Here is a 17,603-nt window from a genome sequence, read left to right as displayed (position 1 = left end):
GCGATGAGGGCCGCCGTATTCAAGGGTAAGGGTCATATCTCGCTCGACGAGCGAGATCGCCCTAAACCGAAGGCCGATGAAGTGCTGGTCCGCGTCTTTGCCGCCTCGATTTGCGGCACGGATCTCAAAGTCATCCGCGGCGGGCATTTTCGAGTGGGCGAGAATGACACCCGTGTACTCGGCCACGAACTCGCGGGCGAGATCGTCGAGGTCGGGCGGCATGTCACTCAGTGGAAGATTGGCACACGTGTTTCTGCGGTGCCTAACATCGGCTGCGGTCATTGCGATATGTGCCGACGCGGCCTCAACAACATGTGCCCCGACTACAGCGCTTTTGGTATCGATATCGACGGCGGCTTCCAGCAGTACATGATTGTTACTCCGCAGGCCCTTTACGGCGGCAATCTCTTCAAGATTCCTGAAACGATGAGCTTCGAGGAAGCATCGCTTGTGGAGCCTCTTTCCTGTTGCTTCAACGGCTGGAAGGATCTCCAGGTGACCCCTGAAGACCGTGTCCTCGTAATGGGGACGGGGCCGATCGCCGGCATGTTCCTTCAGCTTGCCAAGGCATATGGAACCCGGCAGGTGATCGTGGTTGGAAGACGGGCCGAGCGACTTGCCGAGATTGCGCCCCTCGGCGCGACCGATACGGTCGACAGCAGCCAGGTCAATGTCGTCGAGGAGGTGATGCGGCTGACGGACGGTCATGGAGTTGATGTGGCGCTCACCTGCGCGCCGGCTCCGGAGCTTCAGGTCCAGGCCATCGAATGCCTTGCCCGCCTGGGCCGCATGAACTTCTTCTCGGGCCTGAGCAAGGGCTCGAAGGTGGAGATCGACACCAACAAGGTGCACTATTGGGGCCTCAAGCTGCTCGGTTCCACCGGCTCCAGCGTCGAAGACTATGCAAAGGCATTGAAGCTGGTGGAGACCGGCCAGATACGTGTGACGGACGTAGTCACTCACCGCTTCGGAATGGCAGATGCCGTTGCAGCCTTTGAGCACGCGTTGTCGGGCAGGGGTATGAAGACGATCATATATCCGCAGGAGGAGACACTTCAATGAAGGCGGCTGTTTTGCACGCGCCAGGGGATCTTCGCGTCGAGAATGTGCCGGTTCCCGCGATTGGTCCGAACGACGTTCTCGTCAAGGTCATGGCGGCCGGGATCTGTGGCTCGGATATTGGCCGGGTAATGGTCGCGGGGACTTATCGGTTCCCTACAATACCGGGCCACGAATTCGCGGGCAAAGTTGAAAGTTGCGGTGCCAACGTCACTTCAGTATCCGTAGGCGACAGGGTCGCCGTGGCACCTCTGATGCCCTGCCGTCAATGCCAGTGGTGCGATGCCGGCAAGTTCCATCTGTGCGACGATTACGATTTCATGGGCTCACGCAGCGATGGCGCCTTTGCCCAATACATCTGCGCACCGGCAACCAATGTTCTGAAGGTGCCGGAGACTGTATCTTTCGAAGTGGCCGCGACTATCGAACCAGCGGCCATCATCCTGCATGGTATACACAAGCTTGACATCAAGCTTGGCGATGCGGTTGCGGTCGTCGGCTGCGGCGCTCTCGGTTTCTTTGCCTTACAATTCGCAAAGCTTTCCGGCGCGAGGCCGCTTATTGCCATCGATGTCGACGAGGAGAAACTGGCGCTGGCCCGTGCGGTCGGTGCGGATCTTTGCATCAATCCGACGAAGCAGGAGGCGCAGGCCCTAGTCAGGGAGGTGACGAAGGGTCGTGGCGTTGCGGTATCGCTTGAATGCGCCGGTTCGGCCCCTGGCCGCGATCTTTCCATCCTGGTCACGGCCAAGCAGGGCACAGTGATGCTTTACGGCACCGCCTATGGCGATGTGACGCTCGCGGAAAAGGCCTTTGCCAAAATCGTCCGCGAGGAACTGCGGATAGAGGGCTCTTGGAATTCCTACTCCCTGCCGTTTCCGGGAAAGGAATGGTTTGACATCATCGGCCTGCTTGGAGAGGGCCGGCTGGTGGTGGAGCCGCTGATCACTCACCGGGCGGCGCTGGAGGAGGCGCCGGCCATTTTCAAGGCACTGAAAGAACGAACGTTCGGCCCCTATCACAAGGTTCTGTTCAAACCGAACGACTGACGCGTGAGGGGGGGGGAGGAAATCATGTGTGAGAAATATGTAATGGCCCTTGATGAGGGCACGTCCAGCGCGCGGGCAATTCTATTTGACCGCGCGGGCAGCCTGGTCTCGCTGGCCCAGCGCGAGTTCCGGCAGATTTATCCTAAACCGGGATGGGTGGAGCACGACGCAAATGAGATCTGGTCCACCCAGCTCTCAGTTGCCCGGGAGGTGATGCAAAATGCGGGCGTCGGACCGGAGTCTATAGCTGCCATCGGTATCACTAACCAGCGTGAGACCTGCCTCATCTGGGACCGCAAGACCGGCGTACCGCTGCATAATGCGCTCGTATGGCAGGATAGGCGCACGGCGGGGGTCTGCGACCAACTGAAGTCCCGCGGGCTCGAACCTTACGTCAAGGAAAACACCGGCCTCGTCATCGATGCCTATTTCTCAGGCACCAAGCTTGCGTGGATACTCGACCACACGCCCGGCGCGCGCGAGCGCGCGCAACGGGGTGAGCTTGCCGCCGGTACCATTGATACCTGGCTGATCTGGAATCTAACGGGCGGAACTGCGCATATCACCGATGCTTCCAATGCATCGCGAACGCTGCTCTTTAACATCCGCACCGGCGCTTGGGACGAGCGTTTGCTCGAGGAACTGCGTGTGCCTCGTTCGATCCTTCCCGAAGTGTGCGACAGTTCGCAAGTCTACGGTCAGACGGATCGGGATCTGTTTGGTGGCGAAATTCCGGTTGCCTCCTCGATCGGTGACCAACAGGGTGCGCTTTTCGGCCAGTCCTGCTTCCGGGCGGGTATGGCAAAAGCTACCTACGGCACCGGCGGCACGCTTTTGATGAGCACCGGAACAGAGATCCGGTCGTCTGACAACGGTCTTTTGACTACTGTTGCGTGGCGCCTGAATGGTCAGCTTGAATATGCGCTGGAAGGCACGCTCTTTTCAGTAGGTTCCGTCGTCCAGTGGCTTCGCGACGAACTGAAAATCATTCACAGCGCCTCTGAAACCGAGGCCGCCGCCCTTGAGGTGCCGGATACTAACGGCGTCTATATCGTGCCCGCTTTCACCGGGCTTTCAGCTCCGTTTTGGGACCAGTACGCGCGCGGTACCATTGTCGGCATCACCCGTGGCGCGAACCGCAATCACCTAATCCGGGCATCGCTTGAATCCATGGCCTACCAGATCCGCGATGTGATTGACCGTATGGAAGCGGATTCGGGCATCGCGGTTGCCGAACTCAAGGTGGACGGCGGGGCGGCTATGAACGACTTCGTCCTGCAGTTCCAGTCTGACCAGCTCGGTGTGCAGGTGCTGCGACCGAAGGTGATTGACACGACTGCGCGGGGTGCAGCGTTCCTGGCCGGTCTTGCGGTCGGCTACTGGAAGACCAAGGCGGACCTACACAGCGCCTTTGCCCTCGATAAGGCATTTCAACCGACTGCGGACCGGTCGTCCGCCGACAAGCTTTACCGTGGCTGGTGCCGCACCGTTGACCGGTCGCGGGACTGGGCCGAACACGATTGAGGATCTCATCCATGGCCTACGCACCCGCAACCGGGCGGACGATATATTTCATTGGCGTCAGTACGCAAAGATCGTCCATCATGAAGGTCTTTCCGGCCTGGTCGGACGAGCTCGGACTGGACGCCGAGATCAAGGGCATCGACTTCGCACCGAGCTCCGATCCAGTTGCCTACCGAGAGGCGGTGGATTTCATTCGCCGAGACCCCCTGTCGATGGGTGCTTTGGTGACCACTCATAAGGTCAATCTGCTGAAAGCCAGCCGCGATCTCTTCGACGAGCTCGACCCCTACGCTCATACGCTTCATGAGATCAGTTCGATCTCGAAGCGCGGCAATCGAATGATCGGCCACGCCAAGGACCCGATCAGCGCGGGTGCCAGCTTCGAGGCAGTAGTAGCGGAAGGACATTGGGGCAGAACCGGTGCAACGCTCTGTGTCCTCGGTTCAGGGGGCTCGTCACTCGCACTCACGCTCTATCTGCACAACAAGAACGCCGTGGGCGGGGACGTGCCGTCAAAGTTGATCATCACTGCGCGCCGGGCTGCCTCGCTCGAAGAAATGCAGAAGGTGCATGCGGCAATCGGCTTCTCTATACCGATAGAGTACCGGTTGGCTGCGACCCCACAGGAAGCGGATGCGGTCGTGGGCTCCCTTCCGGCCCACTCGCTCGTCGTGAACGCCACCGGGCTGGGCAAGGATGGACCGGGTTCACCGCTTACAGACGCTGCCCTCTTTCCAAAGATGGGGCTCGTCTGGGAATTCAACTATCGCGGGGAGTTAGTCTTCCTTGACCAGGCGCGTGCCGCCGAAGCGTCGCGCGGTCTCACCGTCCATGATGGCTGGGTCTATTTCATTCACGGTTGGACCCGCGTCATCGCTGAAGTCTTTGACATTGATATTCCGATGTCCGGCCCGGCCTTTGATCGGCTGAGCCAACTCGCCAAAGATGCCACATCCTGAAAGGAACGATCAAATGAACTCCCTATTGCCAAGTCTGCATGAATTCAACCTAAACAACGGGCTGAGCTCTACGCGCGAGCCGATACGCCGCACGCTTTCCAAGATGAAAGGCATGTTCCACGACCAGGCCGCGTATGATGCGGCACTCGCCCGCGGTGACGGCTTGCTCTACGAATTCTACGATATGGGCGTCCCCGACAGCGAGAAGGACGTGGCATACGGCACCTCGATAACCTACCCCGGCAAAATCGGCGACGAGTATTATATGACGAAAGGGCACTTCCACACGGTCATCGACACGGCGGAAGTCTACTACTGCTTGCGCGGCCATGGCTTCATGATGATGGAAACGCCGGAGGGCAAGACCGAATGGCTCGAATTCCTGCCGGGCAAAGCGGTCTATGTACCGGGACGGTGGGCGCATCGCTCTATCAATGTCCATCCGACGGAGCCGCTCGTCACCTTCTTTGCCTTTCCCGGTAACGCGGGGCATGACTACGGCACCATTGAAACCAAGGGGTTCCGCAAGCTGATGGTCGAACGGGACGGCAAGCCGACCGTCATCGACAATCCGCGCTGGAAGGGTTGAAACGGAACAGGCCATGACCGATAAGATCGCCGTCACACCCCGATCCCTCTCGGTTCGGGGACACCCCCTGCTTGCCCGCCTGGTTGAGCAAGGCTTCGAGATCGTCTACCCCGCGCCGGGCGAAACTCCTTCGGAGGAAGATCTCCTGCGTGCAATTCCCGGATGCGTCGGCTGGTTGGCCGGCGTGGAACCGATCAGCCTGCGCGTGCTCGATGCTGCCAAGGAGTTGCGTGTTATCAGCCGCAACGGTACCGGCACCGACAATGTTGACGTCCAGGAGGCGGAAAAACGTGGTATCGCCGTCGAACGGGCGATGGGGGCTAATGCGCGCGGCGTCGCGGAGCTTTCGATAGGGCTCTTGCTCGCTGCCGCTCGCCACATACCCTGGTCGCACGACCAGTTGAGCCGGGGCGAATGGCGCCGGAGGATAGGCCAGGAACTACGGGGCCGAACCCTCTCGGTCATCGGTTGCGGCGCTATAGGCCGCGAGGTAGCGCATATGGCCACCGGCCTCGGCATGTCGGTCATCGGCTATGATCCTTATCCCGACCCTCGCAACATCACGGAAAACTTCCGCTACGCGCGCCTGGATGAGGCCATGACCGCCGCGGACGCGGTAAGTTTCCATTGCCCGCCCGGCGACCGCCCCATCCTCGATGCGCCGATGCTGGAGCGGATGCGTAAGGGCGTCATCGTGGTCAATACGGCGCGCTCGGAACTCATCGATGAGACAGCCATGTTGGCCGCGCTCGACAGTGGGCGCGTGGCAACGCTCGCCACCGATGTCTTTCCTCAGGAGCCACCGAAACCCTCGCCTCTTTTAGCCCATGAACGAGTTATACTCACGCCCCATGCTGGCGGGTTTACGGAGGAGAGCGTCGAACGCGCAACCAGCGTCGCCATCGACAATCTGCTGCGGGTTCTGGTGCGCCGATGAGCGTTTTCCACTCCGCTCCGCTTGCCGATCCCAATGACATGGCTCCGCCTGAAACGGGAGCGGATCTCTGGTGGCTGGGGCAGGCGGGCTTTTTGATCGCACAAGGGGGTCTTCGCATCGTCATAGATGCGTACTTGTCCGACAGTCTCGCGCAGAAATACCGTGGTACCGCCTTTCCGCATCAGCGGATGATGCCGCCGCCGGTTGAGCCCGGAGCGTTGCGGGAAATCGACTGGCTGCTGTGCACCCATGGTCATACAGATCATATGGATCCCGGTACCATCCCGGCGCTCCTTGCCGAGAATCCGCGCGCACGGGTCTTGGCACCTCGCGCAGAGCGGGCTCGCGCCCTGGAGCGCGGTGTGCCGCCCGAACGGCTAGTGTTGATAGATGCCGGCGAAACATTCGATCTCGGCGGCGTGCGCTGCACGGCTACACCCTCAGCCCACGAGGATCTCCGCCACACGCCGGAGGGTTATCTTTATCTCGGCTATGTGCTGACAGGGGGTGGTATCGCCCTCTGGCATTCGGGCGACACGATCCCGTTTCCCGGTCTTGCCGAATGGCTGATGCCCTTCCGATTAGATCTGGCGCTGTTGCCCGTTAATGGCCGGGATGCGCAGAGGGCGGCAAATGGAGTCCCTGGCAATTTCACGCTTTCTGAGGCGATGGCTATCACTGACGCCATCGGCGCGCGCGGCCTCCTGGGCCATCACATTGATCTTTTCGCATTCAACACGCTCGTTCGTGAGGAGGGACAGCGCCAGTTGGAGGCCAGTCGCGTCCGAGCTCACTGCGCACTGGCAGCACCTGGGCTTCGATACCGGGTGGAGGCGGTGGCGCGCGCGCCACTTTCGGTGCTTGTGGTTTGTCGCGGCAACATCTGCCGCTCGCCTACCGCTGACGGCATTCTGCGGCAGGCGATTCCCGACCACCATATCGACAGTGCCGCGATCATGAGCTGGAATGTGGGACGACCGCCCCATCCTGAAACCGCTGCCGTGGCGGCTGCGCGCGGCGTGCAGCTGGGCGGGATCGTTGGTCGGCAGATCTGTCTCGCAGACTTCAACAATTTCGACCTCATACTCGGCATGGACGACGAAAACATGGATCGCCTTTACGCAATGCGTCCGGCGGGGGGGCATGCGCGCCTGGGACGTCTTGGCGCCTATGCGTCGCTCGGCGTGGAAAGCTGCATCATCGACCCGTGGGGCCAGGAGCGGGCGGTCTTCGAAGAGGTTTTCGATCAAATCAAAACGGCCTGCGACCGGCTGGCGACTTTCGTTCGTGTTGCCGATAGCCGAGCGACATAAGACGATAGAGATCAACCAAGGGAGTGAGAGAAATGGATTTCGGCGTAACTGGCAAGATAGTCATCGTCACGGGCGGTGCCACAGGCATCGGCCATGCAATTGCAAAGACCTTTCACGAGGAGGGCGCCATCGTCATTATCAATGGCCGCGACCAGGCCAAGCTTGACAAGGCGGCGACCGCCATCGGGACGCGTTGCCACGGGGTCGTTGCGGACCTGATGGCCGCTGAGGGCGCTATCCGCCTTGCGGAATTTGCCGCTAGGCTCGGGCCTGTTTCTTTCCTCGTGAATAATATTGGTGTTTTCGACGTCAACGATTTCTTCGAGGTCAGCGACGAGCGCTGGATGGACTACTTTCAGCACAACCTTATGACGGCGATCCGCATCAGTCGCATTGTCATGAAGGAGATGCTGGCACGTGACGACGGCAGCATCGCCTTCATCTCTTCCGAAGCTGCTATCCGCTCCATTGGTAATATGGTGCCGTATTCGGTGACCAAGACCGCGATGCTAGGCCTCAGCCGCTCGCTCGCGGAGTTGACCCGCGGTACCAATGTGCGGGTCAACAGCTATATGCCGGGTACGACTGCGACGGAATCGGTCGAGACTTATTTCGACGGCCTGGCGCAACAACAGGGTAAAACCGTGGAGCAAGCGCTAGCCGATTTCTACCGCGATGTGCAGCCTTCAAACCTCACCCAAAAGCTAATTGATCCCGCTATGCATGGTCGGGGGGTAGTCCAGCTGATGACCAATGCGGCAATGAATGGTGTCTGCCATCGGGCCGACGGCGGCACGATACGGTCGATCTTCGGCTGACCGGGCGTCGGGATCCACGGGCGCTGGCCCTTACTTGCCGGTTCGGCTTTTGATAAAAACTGGAGGATGATGCCATGGGTGGAAAACTCGGAATTCACAGCCTGGTCTTTACCGATGACTGGAGCGGGGAAAATGCGGCCCAAAGCTGCAGGGCTGCCGCGGAGATAGGTTTCGAGCTGATCGAGGTCCTGATGTTCGATCCGGCGCAGTTGGATATCGCATTGACACGGCGGGTGGTGCGCGAGGCGGGCCTTGGACTGCGCCTCGGTATGGCGCTCGGACCGGACACGGATATTTCCTCAACCGACCCGGATACGGCCAGGCGCGGCGAAGAGACCGTGGCGCGCTGCATGGAGATCGCCTCGGAGTTGGAGGCTCCGGCGATTTCAGGCATCACCTATGCCGCATTCAACAACTATGGCGCGCCGCCCACCGTCCGCCAGCGGACGCAGGTGGCGGAAAGCCTCACTCGGCTCGGCCGGCGCGCAGGTGAGCTTGGCTTGCGCTTGGGGCTCGAGCCGGTCAACCGTTACGAGAGCTTCCTCGTCAACACGCTGGATGAGGCGGCCGCGCTGATTCGTGAAGCAGGCGAATCCAATCTCTTCATTCACATGGATACCTTCCATATGAATATCGAAGAGGCTGATATCTCAGCGGCAATCTACCGCAATGCAACGCTCCTTGGCTACGCTCATGTGGCAGATAGCAACCGAGGGCTCCTGGGCGGTGGGCATTTCGATATCTCAGGTTATTGCTGCGCACTAGAAGCCATTGGATATCAAGGTGATATGACGGTGGAGGCATTCTCGTCCCGGGTGCTTTCGAGCCGTCTTGTCGGCGGCATTCGGCTGTGGAGGGAGGCGTGGGACGATTCCATAAAAGCCGCTCGCATGGCGTTCGATGTGCTGCGTGCTGCCCGAACCGGGGCATCGGCAGCGTGTCGGGTGTGGTAGAAAGAAATTTCTTTTTTTTGATCTAGCCAGATATAGAATTGCAAGCAATGCAATCGGAGGCTTTGGTCGATGGATACCGGAACGGACAACAAGCAATCGATCCTGATGCGGATCCGCTGGAAGGCTGGTTACATGAACCCGGCGCTGCGACGGATCGCGGACCGGGTCCTGAGGGCGCCGGAGGAAATCAAGTCAATCTCCATCAAAGATCTTGCGGTGCAATGCGAGGTGTCGGAATCGACCGTCACCCGCTTCGTCCGGGAGATCGATGTAAACAGTTTCCAGCATTTCAAGATCCTGATTGCCGAAGAGCTCTCTCAGGGCAATTCGGCCGCACCCTACATTACCGATCGGCATGTGTATGAGGACATCACAGATCAGGACGACACGTCTTCCGTGCTTTCAAAAGTGGCTGCACGCTACGCCATGACAGTTTCGGACACGCGGTCCGGACTTGCGGAAGGAGCGCTGGAGCAAGCCGTGGCTGCAATCGAGGCGGCGGATGTGATGGGCTTCTTTGCGATGGGGGCATCGCTGCTCTGTGTGGAAAACGCCCTGCTGCGCTTCATGCGCGTCGGAAAGCGCTGCCTGTTTTTCCGTGATCTCGGTATACGCCAGATTTCCACCTCGACCCTTGGCCCAAGCTCCTTGGCGATCGGGGTGTCAAACTCCGGACGCACCATCTCCACGGTAGACAGCCTGCGGGAAGCAAAGCTTCGCGGAGCAACAACGCTTGCGATCACCTCGTTCCCCGATTCTCCAATCGTGCGCCATGCGGATATTTGCCTGTTCACGCCGACTGTCACCGGTGTGGTGGGCCCGGGCGAATATCATGAATCCATGGTCTCCAAGATCGCTCAGCTTCAAGTCATAGACGTGCTCTACTCGCTTTATGCGGTCCGCAATTTCGGCAGTGCCATAGAGGGCCTTGAACGGACATCCGACGTCACTGCGCTGACGCGCTACTAAGGAGATGATATGACTTACCGATCAGCCGATGCGCATTCGGCGCGGTTTGCCGCTGCCATAACGGCGGCTCGGGCAGCTGGCGCCCTGCTTGTTTCACATTACGGAAAGCTGGAACGCCTGGACATCGAGCAGAAGGGTCTGAACGACTTCGTATCGAATGCCGATCGGGAGGCGGAGGATGTCATCTGGCGGCTTCTTGGTGACGCCTTTCCGCAGGATGGGTTCCTCGGTGAGGAGACAGGCCTTTCCGGGCCTCCCGATGCGGCGCTCATCTGGTGCGTTGATCCCCTGGACGGCACCTCCAACTTCCTGAAGGGGGCCCATAACTGGTGCGTTTCGATCGGACTGTGGTCTGCTGGCGAGCCGTTGCTGGGCGTGATCTACGATCCAATACGGGATGAACTTTTTACAGGCGCGCAGGAAATGGCGGCCACCTGCAATGGGCGGCCGATCCACGTCAGTGCCATAGATCGCCTCGACAAGGCGGCGCTCGGCCTAGGCCACAACCACCGAGTCCGCCCTACCGATTTCGCCGCCGATATGGAAAAACTGGTTGCCGCTGGCGCCAGCTTTCGCCAGGTAGGAGCGGGAGCGCTGATGCTTGCCTATACCGCCGCCGGGCGCGTAGACAGCTATTTTGAGCGGCATATGTGGGCCTGGGATGCGGTGGCGGGCCTTGCGATCATCCGCGCGGCGGGCGGCGTTTCGGCTCCCTATCCGCGCGACGGCATCGACTTGCGGAAGGGTGACCGTGTGATCGCAGCTGGGCCAGCGCTTTATCCCATTCTCACTGATATCCTGCATCAGCAGTGACGACGCTTTTCGGATAGGCTCAGAATCCCCCTTTGATCCCAGGTCTTTCCGAGCGAAATTGCGTGGAGCGAGGTTCGCTCTTGCCCGTCCCGTCATGACTAGATCCGCAAGGGTTCACCGCGAATGGAGTTAGCGGCGGCTGCCTTTAGCGCTGCCCGTTTCGCGCTTTTACCAAATTCGCGCAGAATTATTCCGAGAGGGCGACAATCACATTATCGACTTTCACAATGGCGTAAAATTTTTTTTCTTGCAAATACTACAGAAAGAAATTAGTTTTATATCGGGATGGAGTTCGCCACGGCTTATTCGCTCGGTCATCAGCACCTGTTGCGGATCTGGTCGATTGATCTGGAGGGATCAACGGCGAAAGCGCGAACCTGTTGCCATGGGAGGCGCGGAGGCAATGGACAATAAACTCGCGAACAAGCTTGAATTGACGACCACCGGGCATCACGAAAACCGTCTGGCGATGGCGGAGTGCGCCCGCTTCAAAAGCCCGTGGAGCATCATCTTCTTCGGTTGCCAACGAGCACCGGAGCCTCAGCGGTTGATGCTCAAAAGCGTCGGCTGGATCGAAGTCAAGGCCAACGCTGTGGTGTCAACCGATATGACCGTTAGCCTCCTTCTTCAAAAACAGGCCTGCCGCTGGCGCGCGGTTGAAAGAGCTTTTGACGAGGCCGTTCCGACATCCCTGGTCCGGCGGGGGATTTCACGCGCCGAGGCGGCGCTACGCATTAAAGGGCTGGCTGCATAGCCGACCGTGAAGGGATGGCGATACGCGGCATGCACAACCCAGTCCGAGCAACTCACTGAATTTGAAACCCGGAAAAAACCATGGCCGACCTGTATATTGAAAACCTGGCAAAAGCATTCAAGGGTGGCTTCGATGCACTTCGGGGGATAAGCTTGGATGTAGCCGATCGGGAAGCTGTTTTTCTGCTTGGACCGTCCGGTGCTGGCAAGACAACAACGCTGCGGCTGGTCGCCGGTCTCGAGGAGGCGACCAGTGGTCGCATCATGATCGGTGGACGCGATGTGACGCACTGGACGCCTCGCGAGCGTAATCTTGCGATGGTCTATGATAAGCACTCGCTTTTTCCGCATCTGACGGTCTTCGAAAACCTGGCCTACCCGTTGCGCATCCGGAATATGGCCGAAGGTGAGATCCGGCAGCATATCACGGGCGTCGCCGAGACTCTTCAGATCGTCAAGTTGATGGAGCGGCGGCCGAACCAGCTGTCCGGCGGGCAGATGCAGCGCGTGGCCATCGGCCGGGCGCTGGTGCGCGATGCGGATGTTTTCCTCCTCGACGAACCAATCTCACATCTCGACGCTCAGTTGAGGGCCCGCATGCGGGTCGAGTTCAAGCGGCTGCAGCGCGAATTCAAGGCGACCATGCTTTACGTTTCGCATGACCAGCTGGAAGCCATGACAATGGCCGACCGCATCGTGCTGATCAACAAAGGCCGCGTCGAGCAGATCGCCGCGCCGCAGGAGCTTTTCGACCGGCCGGAAACTCTGTTTGCCGCCACTTTTGTCGGCGAACCGCCCATGAATACGATGAAGGCGGTCGTGCGAGAAACGGCCGGACGCTTCCATCTGAGGATCGGCCGGTCCGACATCGAGGTGGATGCGAACTGGATCAGGGCAGGGGAGCCCCTCTCGCCAAATGCGGACTACGTCCTGGGCCTCAGGCCGCAACAGCTGATGCTTTGCCCACTGGACACCGAGCATCGCTGTCGTGTGACAGGCAAGGTGTTTGCCGTGGAAACTCTCGGCTCCCGCGTGATCTTCGACATCGAGGTCGCAGACGAGATCATCCGTGTGATGACATCGGTGGATGCGGCTCATGCGCATCCCCGCACGACAGGCGCACCCATCGCTTTCCGCATCGATCCAGACTTTGTCTACCTGTTCGACACCGCCACCGGGCGCACTGTGCGCCAGGCCCGTTTCACTGAGCGGGGGAGGGAGGCGATCCCCGCTCTTTAGTGAGGCGATGGTCATTTGCATGCACCCATCAACAAAAGGAGGAGAAAATGAGCACTAAGAAACTCACGGCGGCGATGACGGCGGGACTTTCGCTGATCACACTTGTCATGCCCGCCCGCGCACAGACCACGACCCAGAAGGCACTAGCCGGCAACGAAATCCATTTCCTCGCGCCATCCATGCCGCAATTTGCGGCTCTCTCGAAATTCTTTCCGGAGTTCGAGCAAAAATACGGTATCAAGGTCGTCGTGGACGAAGTGCCTTTCGAAAACTACCGGCAGAAATCGCTGGTGGAAATGCAGCAAGGCACCGGCACATATGATTTCTATGCCGTGGACGTCATGTGGCTTGCCGAATACGCGGCTGCTGGCTTCCTTGAGCCCCTCATGTCCTATGTAAAGAACGCCGATCTCACCGAGACCAACTACGATATTGACGATTTCCTGCCGCGCGTGATCAGCGGTACGGGCGTATTCAACGACACGCTCTACACGATCCCGATCGGCGCCGGCCCTGTCGGCACCACCTTTCGAGCCGATATTGCCGAAAAGGCTGGCTTCAAGCTGCCCGAACGTTTTTCTCCGGAATTCACTACCAAATACATGTTCGATGCGGCCAAGAAGGTCAACAATCCCGAATCCAACATGATCGGTTTCGCCAACATTCCAGGCCGCTGGTTCTGGGGCGTGACCTACCTGCCTTATCTCTATGCCTTCCAGACTCCGCAAACCAGGGGCGACGAGTATGTCGACAAGGATTGGAAAATCACCATCGACAACGATCGCACGGTCGCCTCTATGGACTATTTCATCAGCCTGAAGCAGTTCATGCCATCCGATAGTGCCAATTGGGGCATCGGCGAAGCCACAGCCGTCTATCAGGCCGGCAATGCTTTCGGTACCTGGAACTACCAGGACTTCGTCAAAGGCTTCTTCGAGGATCCCGCGACCCAGGCAAAGGTGGCGGGCAAGAATGTGCATCTGCACACCCCCGCCGGTCCGGATGGGATGATCGATCCCTGGTTTGGTGCCTGGTCCTTCGGTCTTTCCAAAGACTCCAAGAACAAGGAGGCGACTTGGACATTCATCCAATGGATCACCTCCAAGGACGTGCAGGAGCGGGCGACCCAGTATGGCGCTGGTCCCTCCCGCCATTCGACCTACAAGAGCGAAACTTTGGCGAAGTACCAGCCGTGGTGGCCGGCAGTGTATGACTTCATGCTGAAGGAGACAAACCCTGACGAGCGCATCCGCGTTCCGGAATGGGCGGAAATATCCGATATCATGGGCGAGGAAGGCAATCGCGTGTGGATTGGCGAGATCGATAGCAAGACTGCGGCCGCCAACATGCAAAAGCGCATGAGCGAAGCCATGCGCAAGGGTGGCTACTACATACCGGGCCGCAACGACCTGCCGCAGCAACGCTGGCGCGACATGAGCTACTACGACCGCTTACCGTCGCAGTGGAACTGACTTCCCAAGGCGAGCCCCGTGCTGCACGCAGTATCCGGGCTAACCGCGAAGCAGGCATGGCGCCTCGGCGCCATGCCTCCCGCGATGCATCGACACGCTGTCACTGAACCAAATTTGCAAGGAACTGAGATATGACGATCTCGGAACACACCAGCACGAGGGCGGCCCTGACATCCTATGGCCAGCGCGGCACGCTCGCTCGCTTTGGACCATCCAACCGGGCCGTCTTTCCATGGGTCCTGATGGCGCCGACCCTTATCATCCTGTTTGCGATCGGCATTTATCCGTTCCTCTACTCGCTCTATATCGCGGGCCATAACGTGATCCTGTCAAAGCCTTACATTCCGCGCTTCTTCGTCGGCCTGTATCAGTACCAGGCCGTCGTACAAGATCCGGAATTCTGGCATGCGCTGCGCAAGACCCTGATCTTCACACTAGAAGCTGTGTTCATCGAGTTCTGGTTGGGGCTTGGGCTGGCGTTGCTTTTTCAGCGTCAGTTGAGGGGCATCAGTTTCCTGCGGGTATTCATCCTGATCCCGATGATCCTGCCACCGCTCGTCGCGGCGCTGATCTGGCGCTACATGTTCTATCCGGGCGCCGGTCTCGTCACCTATTACGTCGGCGGCATCACACGGGCGCTTGGCCTTGGTGAAATTCCGTTCCTATCGGACCCCACCGTCGCTTTCCAGACCCTGGTCTTCGTTGACGTGTGGGAATGGACACCCTTCATGTTTCTGATGCTCTCGGCAGGTCTCTCGTCCATCCCGCGCCAACCCTATGAGGCGGCTGAGATTGACGGGGCCGGTTCCTGGCGAGTGTTCTGGACAATCACCATGCCCCTGCTGCGCCCGGCGATCCTCATCGCCGTGATAATACGCACGATGGATGCCTTCCGCACATACGAGCTGATCGTGATCATGACCCGCGGTGGACCTGGCAATGCGACGACTACACTCAACGTGTTTCTGACAAAGACAGGCCTTGAATTCTTCGATGCATCCAAAGCAGCGGCCCTTTCGCTGATAATGATGATGATCATCATCGTCATGAGCTTCGTCTTCATCCGTGTATTCCGCTCCCGCACCGAAGTCGCAGAGTGAGGCAAGTCCGATGAAAAAGCATTCCTATTCCCCGCAATCTCCTGCCGCACCGCCAATGCAGCGCAATGGTTGGGTCTATGTGGTTCTCATCCTAGTCTGCGTGGTAAATTTCCTTCCTTACTTCTGGGTGGTGATGACCGGCTTCATGGACGGTGCCGCCGCGTCCTCTGCCACGCCGAGCTGGTTCTTCACTCCCTCATTGGAAGCCTTCGATTATCTGATCTTCGAAAAGGGGATTATGAAGAACTTCGTCAACAGCGTTGTCGTGACGCTAGCATCGACCTTCCTTTCGGTGACGATCGGAATGTTTTGCGCCTATGCGCTGGCGCGCTACGATTTCGCCGGCCGGGATGACGTGTCGTTCTGGGTGCTGACTAACCGCATGATGCCGCCGGTAGCAGTGCTGATTCCGATCTTCGTGACCTTCCAGACAGTCGGGCTTCTCGACACGCTGGTTGGGCTTATCGTCCTATACACCGCCATGCAGCTTCCCTTCGTCGTGTGGATGTTAACCGGCTATTTCCGTGATATCCCGCGCCGTTACGAGGAATCCGCCATGGTTGACGGGGACACCTGGTTTGCTGCCTTCCGCAAGGTGACGCTACCGGTGATGATGCCCTCGATCACTGCGACGGCAATCTTCGTGATGATCCTTTCGTGGAACGAGTTCGCCTTCGCGACCTTCCTTACCAGCACACAAGCCAAGACGATGCCGCCCGCGATCATGGCATATTCCATCGGGGCCGATATTCGATGGAATGTGCTTGGCGCCGCTGTCGTGCTCATCACCGCGCCGCTTATACTTTTTGTTTTGCTGCTCCAGCGCCAGCTCATAAGCGGCCTTTCGCAAGGAGTAGTGCGCAAATGAAATCTTTCGGCAGCTATCGCGGAAACGGGAGGACGGAAGCCCATGGCTGATATTCACATCGATAGCCTGATCAAGGAGTTCGGAGCCTTCAAGGCCGTCAGCGACGTCAATATCCGGGTGAAGGACGGCGAGTTCGTGTTCTTGCTCGGCCCCTCCGGCTGCGGCAAGACCACGACGCTGCGCATGATTGCCGGTCTGGAAATGCCCAGCGGCGGGCGCATAGCAATCGCCGGACGCAACGTCACCTTCTTGCGCCCGCGGCACCGCAATGTCGGCATGGTATTCCAGGACTACGGGCTCTACCGTCATTTGACCGTTTTCGGCAACATCGCCTATCCGCTCGAGGTGCGCGGTCTGAACAAGAAGGCAATTTCCGAGAAGGTCAACGCTGTTGCCCGCACCATGCAGATCACCGAAGTCCTGCAGCGCAAACCGGACCAACTGTCCGCCGGACAGTTACAGCGGGTCGCCATCGCCCGGATGCTTGTGCGTGACGCGGACGTCTTCTTGATGGATGAGCCGATGTCCCATCTTGATGCTCAACTGCGCGGGCAGATGAGGGCAGAGCTTCGTCATATTCAGAAGAGTGTCGGCGTAACCACCATATTCGTCACACATGACCAGTTGGAGGCCATGACGATGGCCGACCGCATCATCGTGATGAAGGATGGAGAGATGCTGCAATTCGCCACTCCGCGCGAGATCTTCGAGCGACCTTCGACTGAGTTCGTCGCCACTTTCGTCGGCGAGCCGCAGATGAACATTTTCGACGCGCGCATCGCACAGGTGAAAGGTGCACTCTGCGCTGTAGTCGATGACTTCCTCGTTCCGCTCGATCCAGACTGGGCCCGGGAAAATCGCCTCGGTGATCTCGACGGCAGCAGAGTCAGGCTCGGTATCCGTCCGGAACATATCTCTGTCCGGGAGACGATTGATGAGCAGCATACGATCCGCGCCGCCCTTTATTCCTTTGAGCCTACAGGAGCGGAGAACCTGTATGTGCTGTCCTGCGGTTCCGTAATGTTGACGACGCGCACATCCACAACCGAAACAGCCCATCTCTCCAAGGAAGAGGGGAGCCCACTCGCACTGCGTTTCGATCCCAACTGGCTCTACATATTCGACGCGCAGACGGGCCGGACAATCGCCCACGCGCCATCGAGCGCGCCCCACGAAAGGGAGTTCTGA

The 17,603-nt window shown here is 59.0% G+C and carries 17 protein-coding genes; all 17 read left to right on the top strand.

The genetic code is table 11. The features are described from left to right. Nucleotides 1-3 precede the first annotated feature (3 nt). The 17 genes from BLU15_RS24950 to BLU15_RS24870 all read left to right on the top strand — a co-directional run bounded on the left by BLU15_RS24950 (nucleotide 4) and on the right by BLU15_RS24870 (nucleotide 17,603). Entirely contained in the window at nucleotides 4-1,062 is a 1,059-nt protein-coding gene (locus tag BLU15_RS24950; RefSeq protein ID WP_090298995.1) for a zinc-dependent dehydrogenase, read from the top strand. Next, nucleotides 1,059-2,108 carry a galactitol-1-phosphate 5-dehydrogenase gene (locus BLU15_RS24945; protein WP_090298993.1) on the top strand — a complete coding sequence of 350 codons (1,050 nt, stop codon included), beginning with the start codon at nucleotides 1,059-1,061 and terminating at the stop codon, nucleotides 2,106-2,108. Before BLU15_RS24950 ends, BLU15_RS24945 begins: the two co-directional genes overlap by 4 nt. Nucleotides 2,109-2,132: 24 nt before the next feature. Continuing rightward, on the top strand, nucleotides 2,133-3,632 hold the full coding sequence (gene glpK, locus BLU15_RS24940) for a glycerol kinase GlpK (RefSeq protein WP_090298991.1): 1,500 nt from the start codon (nucleotides 2,133-2,135) through the stop codon (nucleotides 3,630-3,632). 11 nt (nucleotides 3,633-3,643) lie between these two features. Beyond that, entirely contained in the window at nucleotides 3,644-4,591 is a 948-nt protein-coding gene (locus tag BLU15_RS24935) for a shikimate dehydrogenase family protein (RefSeq protein WP_090298988.1), read from the top strand. Nucleotides 4,592-4,604: 13 nt separating this feature from the next. Continuing rightward, nucleotides 4,605-5,180 carry a glucose-6-phosphate isomerase gene (locus BLU15_RS24930; protein ID WP_090298985.1) on the top strand — a complete coding sequence of 192 codons (576 nt, stop codon included), beginning with the start codon at nucleotides 4,605-4,607 and terminating at the stop codon, nucleotides 5,178-5,180. A 13-nt stretch (nucleotides 5,181-5,193) separates the two neighbouring features. Further along, nucleotides 5,194-6,117, top strand: a complete 924-nt coding sequence (locus BLU15_RS24925) for a phosphoglycerate dehydrogenase (RefSeq protein WP_090298983.1) — start codon at nucleotides 5,194-5,196, stop codon at nucleotides 6,115-6,117. After that, a complete protein-coding gene (locus BLU15_RS24920) occupies nucleotides 6,114-7,430 on the top strand; it encodes an arsenate reductase/protein-tyrosine-phosphatase family protein (protein ID WP_090298980.1) in 1,317 nt (438 codons plus the stop codon). Before BLU15_RS24925 ends, BLU15_RS24920 begins: the two co-directional genes overlap by 4 nt. Before the next feature lie 32 nt (nucleotides 7,431-7,462). After that, nucleotides 7,463-8,248, top strand: a complete 786-nt coding sequence (locus BLU15_RS24915; protein WP_090298977.1) for an SDR family NAD(P)-dependent oxidoreductase — start codon at nucleotides 7,463-7,465, stop codon at nucleotides 8,246-8,248. 74 nt (nucleotides 8,249-8,322) lie between these two features. After that, nucleotides 8,323-9,201, top strand: coding sequence for a sugar phosphate isomerase/epimerase family protein (locus BLU15_RS24910; protein ID WP_090298974.1), 879 nt, complete (start codon nucleotides 8,323-8,325; stop codon nucleotides 9,199-9,201). Between the two features lie 69 nt (nucleotides 9,202-9,270). Continuing rightward, nucleotides 9,271-10,170 carry a MurR/RpiR family transcriptional regulator gene (locus BLU15_RS24905; protein WP_090298972.1) on the top strand — a complete coding sequence of 300 codons (900 nt, stop codon included), beginning with the start codon at nucleotides 9,271-9,273 and terminating at the stop codon, nucleotides 10,168-10,170. A 9-nt stretch (nucleotides 10,171-10,179) separates the two neighbouring features. Further along, nucleotides 10,180-10,983, top strand: coding sequence for an inositol monophosphatase family protein (locus BLU15_RS24900; RefSeq protein WP_090298967.1), 804 nt, complete (start codon nucleotides 10,180-10,182; stop codon nucleotides 10,981-10,983). A 403-nt stretch (nucleotides 10,984-11,386) separates the two neighbouring features. Continuing rightward, complete coding sequence (locus tag BLU15_RS24895; RefSeq protein WP_143034252.1) at nucleotides 11,387-11,737, top strand: hypothetical protein; 351 nt, start codon at nucleotides 11,387-11,389, stop codon at nucleotides 11,735-11,737. A gap of 80 nt (nucleotides 11,738-11,817) precedes the next feature. After that, nucleotides 11,818-12,975, top strand: a complete 1,158-nt coding sequence (locus BLU15_RS24890) for an ABC transporter ATP-binding protein (protein WP_090298962.1) — start codon at nucleotides 11,818-11,820, stop codon at nucleotides 12,973-12,975. Nucleotides 12,976-13,022: 47 nt separating this feature from the next. Beyond that, a complete protein-coding gene (locus BLU15_RS24885) occupies nucleotides 13,023-14,447 on the top strand; it encodes an ABC transporter substrate-binding protein (protein WP_090298959.1) in 1,425 nt (474 codons plus the stop codon). Between the two features lie 131 nt (nucleotides 14,448-14,578). Continuing rightward, complete coding sequence (locus BLU15_RS24880; protein ID WP_090298955.1) at nucleotides 14,579-15,547, top strand: carbohydrate ABC transporter permease; 969 nt, start codon at nucleotides 14,579-14,581, stop codon at nucleotides 15,545-15,547. Nucleotides 15,548-15,557: 10 nt separating this feature from the next. Continuing rightward, nucleotides 15,558-16,415, top strand: coding sequence for a carbohydrate ABC transporter permease (locus tag BLU15_RS24875; RefSeq protein ID WP_090298953.1), 858 nt, complete (start codon nucleotides 15,558-15,560; stop codon nucleotides 16,413-16,415). 42 nt (nucleotides 16,416-16,457) lie between these two features. Next, the gene (locus tag BLU15_RS24870; RefSeq protein WP_090298950.1) at nucleotides 16,458-17,603 is read left to right on the top strand and encodes an ABC transporter ATP-binding protein; all 1,146 of its coding nucleotides are present in this window, start codon (nucleotides 16,458-16,460) and stop codon (nucleotides 17,601-17,603) included.

This window comes from Ensifer sp. YR511, assembly GCF_900103045.1.
GTDB classification, from domain to species: domain Bacteria; phylum Pseudomonadota; class Alphaproteobacteria; order Rhizobiales; family Rhizobiaceae; genus Ensifer; species Ensifer adhaerens.
This window is presented reverse-complemented; position numbering and strand designations above follow the sequence as displayed.

Coding starts and splice junctions, on each gene's coding strand:
- BLU15_RS24875 (WP_090298953.1), top strand. CDS start 15,558: ATGAAAAAGCATTCCTATTCCCCGCAATCTCCTGCCGCACCGCCAATG.
- BLU15_RS24880 (WP_090298955.1), top strand. CDS start 14,579: ATGACGATCTCGGAACACACCAGCACGAGGGCGGCCCTGACATCCTAT.
- BLU15_RS24915 (WP_090298977.1), top strand. CDS start 7,463: ATGGATTTCGGCGTAACTGGCAAGATAGTCATCGTCACGGGCGGTGCC.
- BLU15_RS24950 (WP_090298995.1), top strand. CDS start 4: ATGAGGGCCGCCGTATTCAAGGGTAAGGGTCATATCTCGCTCGACGAG.
- BLU15_RS24885 (WP_090298959.1), top strand. CDS start 13,023: ATGAGCACTAAGAAACTCACGGCGGCGATGACGGCGGGACTTTCGCTG.
- BLU15_RS24870 (WP_090298950.1), top strand. CDS start 16,458: ATGGCTGATATTCACATCGATAGCCTGATCAAGGAGTTCGGAGCCTTC.
- BLU15_RS24900 (WP_090298967.1), top strand. CDS start 10,180: ATGACTTACCGATCAGCCGATGCGCATTCGGCGCGGTTTGCCGCTGCC.
- BLU15_RS24905 (WP_090298972.1), top strand. CDS start 9,271: ATGGATACCGGAACGGACAACAAGCAATCGATCCTGATGCGGATCCGC.
- BLU15_RS24910 (WP_090298974.1), top strand. CDS start 8,323: ATGGGTGGAAAACTCGGAATTCACAGCCTGGTCTTTACCGATGACTGG.
- BLU15_RS24945 (WP_090298993.1), top strand. CDS start 1,059: ATGAAGGCGGCTGTTTTGCACGCGCCAGGGGATCTTCGCGTCGAGAAT.
- BLU15_RS24895 (WP_143034252.1), top strand. CDS start 11,387: ATGGACAATAAACTCGCGAACAAGCTTGAATTGACGACCACCGGGCAT.
- glpK (WP_090298991.1), top strand. CDS start 2,133: ATGTGTGAGAAATATGTAATGGCCCTTGATGAGGGCACGTCCAGCGCG.
- BLU15_RS24925 (WP_090298983.1), top strand. CDS start 5,194: ATGACCGATAAGATCGCCGTCACACCCCGATCCCTCTCGGTTCGGGGA.
- BLU15_RS24920 (WP_090298980.1), top strand. CDS start 6,114: ATGAGCGTTTTCCACTCCGCTCCGCTTGCCGATCCCAATGACATGGCT.
- BLU15_RS24930 (WP_090298985.1), top strand. CDS start 4,605: ATGAACTCCCTATTGCCAAGTCTGCATGAATTCAACCTAAACAACGGG.
- BLU15_RS24935 (WP_090298988.1), top strand. CDS start 3,644: ATGGCCTACGCACCCGCAACCGGGCGGACGATATATTTCATTGGCGTC.
- BLU15_RS24890 (WP_090298962.1), top strand. CDS start 11,818: ATGGCCGACCTGTATATTGAAAACCTGGCAAAAGCATTCAAGGGTGGC.